This is a genomic window from Brucella sp. JSBI001 (assembly GCF_026014005.1).
GTDB lineage: Bacteria > Pseudomonadota > Alphaproteobacteria > Rhizobiales > Rhizobiaceae > Brucella > Brucella anthropi.
In genome coordinates this window covers 1,642,069-1,650,000 of sequence record NZ_CP110339.1, presented here as the reverse complement: position 1 = coordinate 1,650,000, position 7,932 = coordinate 1,642,069, and the positions used below count along the sequence as shown (strand labels likewise).

The following is a 7,932-nucleotide window of genomic DNA, read 5'->3' as shown; positions in this document are numbered from 1 at the left end:
CTATCCAGTTGATGTCGCAATGGTTTGCTCAAACCTTGCATTATGATTGGACGCTAACCGCGCCACCGATTGTATCTCGAGAAGCTGGTCTTTCTGCTGATAACGTTGAAGCTGAACAAGCATTTGCAGTCAAATGGCAACATTTGACGTGGCATAATGCGTTGTAAGAATGTTTTGATGGATATTGGCAATGAGAGTGATCAAGTGTCTTAAGGGCATTTGGTGGATGCCTTGGCATGCACAGGCGATGAAGGACGTGATACGCTGCGATAAGCGTCGGGGAGGTGCGAATACCCTTTGATCCGACGATTTCCGAATGGGGCAACCCACCTTAGATAGCTAGAAAATTTGAATTGTTGGCGCTTATGCAAGAACAGTTCAACTTTCTAGTTATCGTAATAAGGTATCTACACCTGAATACATAGGGTGTTAGAAGCGAACCTGGGGAACTGAAACATCTAAGTACCCAGAGGAAAGGACATCAAACGAGACTCCGCTAGTAGTGGCGAGCGAACGCGGACCAGGCCAGTGGCAATAGGGAATAAAGTGGAAGAACCTGGAAAGGTTTGCCGAAGTGGGTGATAGCCCCGTACACGTAGAACACCTGTTGTCCTTGAGTAGGGCGGGACACGTGAAATCCTGTCTGAACATGGGTCGACCACGATCCAAGCCTAAGTACTCGTGCATGACCGATAGCGAACCAGTACCGTGAGGGAAAGGTGAAAAGCACCCCGACGAGGGGAGTGAAACAGTACCTGAAACCGGATGCCTACAAACAGTTGGAGCCCAAGGTTCGTCCTGGGTGACAGCGTACCTTTGTATAATGGGTCAGCGACTTAGTGTATCGAGCAAGCTTAAGCCGGTAGGTGTAGGCGCAGCGAAAGCGAGTCTGAACAGGGCGTTCAGTTCGATGCATTAGACCCGAAACCAAGTGATCTAGCCATGAGCAGGTTGAAGGTACGGTAACACGTACTGGAGGACCGAACCCATATCTGTTGCAATAGATCGGGATGACTTGTGGCTAGGGGTGAAAGGCCAATCAAACTTGGAGATAGCTGGTTCTCCGCGAAATCTATTTAGGTAGAGCGTCCAGCGAATACCCCGGGGTAGAGCACTGAATGGGCTATGGGGACTCACCGTCTTACTGATCCTAATCAAACTCCGAATACCGGGGAGTACTACTGGGCAGACACACGGCGGGTGCTAACGTCCGTCGTGGAGAGGGCAACAACCCTGACCACCATCTAAGGTCCCTAAGTTATGGCTAAGTGGGAAAGGATGTGAGGATCCCAAAACAACCAGGATGTTGGCTTAGAAGCAGCCATCATTTAAAGAAAGCGTAACAGCTCACTGGTCTAAATAAGGGTCTTTGCGCCGAAAATGTACCGGGGCTAAAGCCATACACCGAAGCTGTGGATGCACATTTGTGCGTGGTAGCGGAGCGTTCCGTAAGCCTGTGAAGGGACAGTCGTGAGACATCCTGGAGGTATCGGAAGTGAGAATGCTGACATGAGTAACGATAAAGGGAGTGAGAGACTCCCTCGCCGAAAGTCCAAGGGTTCCTGCTTAAAGTTAATCTGAGCAGGGTTAGCCGGCCCCTAAGGCGAGGCCGAAAGGCGTAGTCGATGGGAACCACGTTAATATTCGTGGGCCTGCAGGTAGTGACGGATCGCGTGTGTTGTAAGGTCTTATTGGATTGATCTTGCAGCGAAGCGGTTCCAGGAAATAGCTCCTGCATATAGACCGTACCCTAAACCGACACTGGTGGACTGGTAGAGAATACCAAGGCGCTTGAGAGAACTGCGTTGAAGGAACTCGGCAAAATGCACGCGTAACTTCGGAAGAAGCGTGACCTCCATTTAGGCAACTAGGTGGGGGTGGCACAGACCAGGGGTAGCGACTGTTTACCAAAAACACAGGGCTCTGCGAAGTCGCAAGACGACGTATAGGGTCTGACGCCTGCCCGGTGCTGGAAGGTTAAGAGGAGATGTGCAAGCATTGAATTGAAGCCCCAGTAAACGGCGGCCGTAACTATAACGGTCCTAAGGTAGCGAAATTCCTTGTCGGGTAAGTTCCGACCTGCACGAATGGCGTAACGACTTCCCGCTGTCTCCAACGCAGACTCAGTGAAATTGAATTCCCGTGAAGATGCGGGGTTCCTGCGGTTAGACGGAAAGACCCCGTGCACCTTTACTATAGCTTTACACTGGCATTCGTGTCGGCATGTGTAGGATAGGTGGTAGACTTTGAAGCAGTGGCGCCAGCCATTGTGGAGTCATCCTTGAAATACCACCCTTGCCTATATGGATGTCTAACTGCGGCCCGTTATCCGGGTCCAGGACCGTGTATGGTGGGTAGTTTGACTGGGGCGGTCGCCTCCTAAAGAGTAACGGAGGCGCGCGATGGTAGGCTCAGAACGGTCGGAAATCGTTCGTCGAGTGCAATGGCATAAGCCTGCCTGACTGCAAGACTGACAAGTCGAGCAGAGACGAAAGTCGGTCATAGTGATCCGGTGGTCCCGCGTGGAAGGGCCATCGCTCAACGGATAAAAGGTACGCCGGGGATAACAGGCTGATGACCCCAAGAGTCCATATCGACGGGGTTGTTTGGCACCTCGATGTCGACTCATCGCATCCTGGGGCTGGAGCAGGTCCCAAGGGTATGGCTGTTCGCCATTTAAAGCGGTACGTGAGTTGGGTTCAGAACGTCGTGAGACAGTTCGGTCCCTATCTGCCGTGGGTGTAGGAATATTGATAGGATCTGTCCCTAGTACGAGAGGACCGGGATGGACGTATCTCTGGTGGACCTGTTGTCGTGCCAACGGCATAGCAGGGTAGCTATATACGGACGGGATAACCGCTGAAGGCATCTAAGCGGGAAACCCACCTAAAACGAGTATTCCCTATCAGAGCCGTGGAAGACTACCACGTTGATAGGCCGGGTGTGGAAGTGCGGCAACGCATGTAGCTTACCGGTACTAATAGCTCGATCGACTTGATCACTCCCATTTACAATATCCATCGAACAAACTTCGATGAATTTATAGCGCTCACGCCAGTTTGGCTCCGCCAAACGGCTGCGCGGGCGCGGCCTCCGGCCGGCACACAGTCGTGTGCTTATTGTTTATCAGCGTTTATCGCTGAATTATCTGCACGAAAGACAACCAGCTTCTCATATTTGTGTTCTTCGCCGACCTGGTGGTTATGGCGGAGCGGCTGCACCCGATCCCATTCCGAACTCGGCCGTGAAACGCTCCAGCGCCAATGGTACTTTGTCTTAAGACACGGGAGAGTAGGTCGCTGCCAGGTCTGCCAAGAACACAAATCAAATCATCTTCTCAAATACATACAAAACACCCATAGCGCGGGGTGGAGCAGCCCGGTAGCTCGTCAGGCTCATAACCTGAAGGCCGCAGGTTCAAATCCTGCCCCCGCAACCAAATTCCCACAAAAATACACGAAATCTCTCAAGCATAACCGATGTTCGTATCTTTGCGAACTGGCTCCGGCTTCTCCCAGAAGACCGTTCGACCTAATATCGATGCACGGAAGCGAGTTCTATACGCACGCACCGCAGCGCGCTCATAACCCCAAGGGTGGGCAGCTAGATGCTGGTGTAATTTCAATCCACCGGAGTAACATGGTGTACCCCCGGTGGATGTGTTGGCGCGGGTTAGGCTGATGAGTGTGACTTCAAGATATTCCGGATGCCGAGCGGTTCAAATCAAGGTTGCCTGACGTCCAGCGGAAAGCGGTATCGGGAAATTCCAGATCGAAATGCGCGCGTTTTAGAAGCGCATTTGTGATGACAGCGCTTCTCCAGGCCATCAGGCTCAATTGTGGTTCCGCGATGCCATGGCAAAGCCTGCCTGCGTTGAGTACAAAAATCCGGCGGTCAGCAGGCCCGTTCCAGTCGAGAGCAAAATCTGCGCCGACACGCAAAGACCTGCCCTCTACAGCCGATAGTCGATCCTGGATTGCAGAGAGGCATTCAGGTAGTGAAAATTTGTAGCCCGTGGCAAAGATCAGATGATCGGCGCTGAGCATCTCGATTGTGCCATCGAAACCGTTGCGCATCACGATCGACAGGCTTGCGCCATCCTGCTTGAGGTCAAGAACTTCCCGGTATGGAAGCAAGGTCGCCCGTAGTGCATCGCCGTCCAGATGACGCTGTTCGTAGAGACGCCGATATATGGCCCTGATTGTCGACGCAGAAATACCGTCACTTGCGAGCTTTTGATGCTCGACGATCGCGTGCCGTCGCGGCTCGGCAAGCTGATGAAACTCGGCCACGTATTGCGGGGTGAAATGCTCGTCGGTGAACGGTGAGTCATCAAGCGGCTGAAAGTTCGGTCGCCTGCTGATCCAGCTGATCTCGTTGTCGGAATCTCTGCGTTCCAGCAGATGCTGGAATATCTCCGCGCCGCTTTGCCCTCCGCCGATAACTACAATCCTCTTGCCTTTCAGCGTGTCCAGTTTCTGTACGGCTTCGCTTGAATGGAATGCACGATCGCCAATCACCGATCTGGCCCATTCAGGTACATAGGGTTTCAACCCCACACCGAGGGACAGATTGCGGGCCGTTCGGACCTCATTATCGAAGGCCAGCTGGAAATGATTGCCGCTAAAAGTGATCTCGCGGATATTCTGACCAAAGTTCAGGCTCGGAATATTCCCTGCAGCCCAAGACAGATACCGCGCAAACTCCTTGCGGGGGATGGCGTCGTAGTCAGCGTTGAGAAACTCATAGAACCGTTTATGGGCGACCAGATAGGCTGCAAATGTCCACGGGCTCGTCGGATTAGTGGCTGTAACCAGATCCTTCATGAAGGAGGTCTGGAGTTCGGCACCGGGCAGCATCATGCCCGGGTGCCAGTCGAATTTGGGTTTGCGATCAAAAAATTGGACATTTACGCCGTTGATTGAATCCAGCTGCGCCGCCAGACTGAGATTGAATGGACCAACGCCAATTCCGCACAGATCAAGAATGGAATGTGTCATACTGAAACTCCTTCATTGATATAAGTTTGCGCCCTCTGGGAGGAGAAAGACGCCATTTCCGCGAGGTAAAGAGGATTGTTCAACTCGGTACCAAGAGCGGGAACAGGCCGCTCATTGGTGTCGCCATAGCCGATCGCAAGACGAACGCGATTAATCGCTATGCGCGGTATTTTCGGAAGAAACAGATCAAAAATTTTATATCGCTCGGCCAGTTCCGGATGGCTTTGCTGATAAAACCTCAACCGGGCTAAGAGGCGTGTGTAGAACGATAATTCGGGATAGCTATCGTGAGCGACCAGTGCTTCGGAAAGAAACCGTAGTACGCTCGCAAAATGTCCTGTCTGGAGATGTTGCTGCAGATGGGGCGCCGGTCGACGTTTCAACGTCGCCTTTACATCTGCGGGGAGTGTTGCCAGCTCCGGAAACTCTTGGTCAATCAGATCGGTGTCACCTTGAAAATCCTTGATCGCCACACCGGCAGGAATGTCGCCGTCCAGAAGAAGCGTGATATTCTGGCCATGCGCAATGAAGCCAACTCCATAGCAGCATAAGAAATGGTAGAGCGGGACCGCGATTGCCTCGAAGAGACGTTCGAGCCATTGATCATGGGACAGGCCGGATCGTTCGATCAGGGCGCTTATAACAGGACGCCCCGCATTATCAGACTGCGCCAGTGCTCCCATCATCATGGGGCGCCAACCGTGCGGCAAGTGCTTTTCCGGACTCTCCCGCCAGATGGTCCCCAGCATCTCGCAGAACTGATAGGGCGCGCCTTTCAGTGTTGCGAAGTGCGGATGAGGGTAAAACGCACCGGCGACTTCCTGCAGAATCCGGACATTTTTCAGCGCCGGATCACTCTTGGCTGTTTCCGCGAGCCAGTGAGACAGCGCCGGTCCGATCCGCATATATTTTCCGGGAACGCCACGCCAGGCAGACGTATTCAGGACGGTGAGCGGCAATTTGACATGAAGTGCGCGCACGCGAACCTGATTGGCAAGTGTCCGCAGGGACTGTTGCGCAATGTAGGCATCGCCGAAACAACCGAGCGGCACAAGTCGTCCGGCAGCAATCTCACTGGCATATTGGCTGACAATCATCGATTGCCATTGCCAGGGGTGGACGGGCAGCAGCATATGCGTGTCAAGGCTAATGCCCGCGTCACTCATCGCAGCAAGCAGATTGTGTCGTTCTCCTGTGCCGAGGCATTCGGCTAGCAACGCAGGCTCTGTAAGATCATGTGCAAGTGCAAGCTGACAATGGTTGCGCGCGGCGGCGAGCCAGAAAAGCTGGATCGGTGCATCGAATTCCGGTGCGTAGGTTTCGCTATCCTGCAATCCCCAACCCAGCCGTCCCTTGTTTGCCGGCGCCTTGGGATGACCGTCGAGGAGTGTTTGCAGTTCCGTGTCGGACAGGCCAGCCAGCTCGCTTGCATCGAAAGCGGCACGGCGTGCCACGATACGGGCGTCCGCCATCAGCGTGTTGTAAAGCTCCTTTGCATACGTGCAGAAAGTGGCTGGTGAAATGTCCAGAACATCACGCGCCTCGGCGAGGAAGCCGACTGCGTCATTTGCCACAGCTTCTTCTGTCGATGTCGCCCGCACGAGGCTTTTCGGATCGATATGCAGCTGTCCCCAGATGCGACGGCGTGCTTCAAAACGATAGGAAACAGCATCGCCAAGCGTCAGCGTCCACATCGTTTCAGCCTTGTTCAAGGCGACAGGCGCAAAGCCTTCCTCATACGACAGTTCCGAGATGGCTTTGGCAATAGCTGTTCGGTTCACTATTCCCCATATCTCGTCGTCAACCGCTTTGCGGCCCGGAAGCGGGCCAAGAAGAGCCCCGGAGACTGGTTGACGGTTCATAACGGCACCTCCTTGAAGAAGCGGTCCCGTTCACAACACACCAGAGCGGCGCGCTTGTGAGGAAAATCGAATTCCTTCACCTTGTCATAGGCCACGTCTGCGCAATAGCTGAGCATCTTCTGGTGGGATGCCCGTGGCTCGCCAACGATGCGTTGCGTTCGAGGCTCGTCAAGGAAAAGATAGTGGGTGACCGAGCGGAAAAGCGCGAGCGTTTTGGGGCGGCCGAGGTGCCGGGGATTGCCAATCAGGCCATGCCAGCCGCGATCAAAGTCTTCGCTTTCATAATGTGGACCGAGACGGTCTTCACGTGCCCAATAGAATTCGAAATAGCCGGTCGGCTCGTTATCAAAATTCGCGATGACGCCAAAGATATGCGGGTCCTGCTCCTGATCTGCGAGGTAGGTCTCAAGTGCCTCTGGACTTTGCGCCAGCTCCCAGAAAAAGGAGACGCGTCCCTGATTCATCCAGTCGTAGAACAAGTCCAGATCCGTACGACGATCGATGGGGCGGAAGGAAACAGTCTTGTTCAGATCAGGTATCCAGCGTTCGTAAAATATGCCGGATGGACGGGGAGGACGAAGCAATGGCAGCCGGTCAGCGGGACCGAGTGCCGATCGGATGCTGGGATAAGGCATATGGGCAGCATGTTTGCGCCACAGCAACGGCAACTGGCGTAACACACAGCGATCCACTACGGTCAAATCTTCGACTTCCCGCAGAGCCAAGGCGCTGACTGGAGCAAGTTCGCTGGCTGGTGGTAGTGTCAAAGCCGCAATGTCGGGAAAACGCAGAAAGACGGCATCCAACACGGCAGCAAGCAGCATGGCCGCATCGCTATGCAAAGGATCGAGCCTCACATCTTGCAGTGCGATTGTCTGCCGGTCGAAGATGAGGCTTGCTTCGGCGCGAAACGCTCCGGCTTCTCCGAACAGGAATATACGTCCACTCTTGTCCAGCCTTGCCGCAAGCCGCTCGGAATTCGTCGCGCAATAATGCCAGGATAATTCACCACCTATTTCCGTGTGTGGCGAAAGGCGCTGATAGTCACTGCTCTTCGTTTGAACATTCAT

Annotated in this window: 3 protein-coding genes, 1 tRNA gene and 2 rRNA genes; 3 read left to right on the top strand and 3 right to left on the bottom strand. The window is 53.8% G+C overall.

The window, feature by feature from the left end; genetic code table 11:
- Positions 1-198 precede the first annotated feature (198 nt).
- The 3 genes from LJ361_RS07865 to LJ361_RS07855 all read left to right on the top strand — a co-directional run bounded on the left by LJ361_RS07865 (position 199) and on the right by LJ361_RS07855 (position 3,439).
- Positions 199-3,002, top strand: a 23S ribosomal RNA gene (locus LJ361_RS07865).
- Positions 3,003-3,193: 191 nt separating this feature from the next.
- Positions 3,194-3,308 (top strand): 5S ribosomal RNA (gene rrf / locus LJ361_RS07860).
- A 54-nt stretch (positions 3,309-3,362) separates the two neighbouring features.
- A tRNA-Met gene (locus LJ361_RS07855) sits at positions 3,363-3,439 on the top strand.
- A 253-nt stretch (positions 3,440-3,692) separates the two neighbouring features.
- Here the strand turns inward: LJ361_RS07855 and LJ361_RS07850 are convergent.
- Genes LJ361_RS07850 through LJ361_RS07840 form a run of 3 tightly spaced genes read right to left on the bottom strand, consistent with a single transcriptional unit; the run spans position 3,693 to position 7,932 of the window.
- Entirely contained in the window at positions 3,693-5,000 is a 1,308-nt protein-coding gene (locus LJ361_RS07850; protein WP_010658466.1) for a lysine N(6)-hydroxylase/L-ornithine N(5)-oxygenase family protein, read from the bottom strand.
- Complete coding sequence (locus LJ361_RS07845; protein ID WP_264813247.1) at positions 4,997-6,862, bottom strand: IucA/IucC family protein; 1,866 nt, start codon at positions 6,860-6,862, stop codon at positions 4,997-4,999. Before LJ361_RS07845 ends, LJ361_RS07850 begins: the two co-directional genes overlap by 4 nt.
- Positions 6,859-7,932 carry a GNAT family N-acetyltransferase gene (locus tag LJ361_RS07840; RefSeq protein WP_264813245.1) on the bottom strand — a complete coding sequence of 358 codons (1,074 nt, stop codon included), beginning with the start codon at positions 7,930-7,932 and terminating at the stop codon, positions 6,859-6,861. The genes LJ361_RS07845 and LJ361_RS07840 overlap by 4 nt, the downstream gene beginning before the upstream one ends.

Excerpts from the sequence above, each read along its gene's own strand:
- LJ361_RS07850 (WP_010658466.1), bottom strand. The coding sequence starts at position 5,000 with ATGACACATTCCATTCTTGATCTGTGCGGAATTGGCGTTGGTCCATTC.
- LJ361_RS07845 (WP_264813247.1), bottom strand. The coding sequence starts at position 6,862 with ATGAACCGTCAACCAGTCTCCGGGGCTCTTCTTGGCCCGCTTCCGGGC.
- LJ361_RS07840 (WP_264813245.1), bottom strand. The coding sequence starts at position 7,932 with ATGAATGTTCAAACGAAGAGCAGTGACTATCAGCGCCTTTCGCCACAC.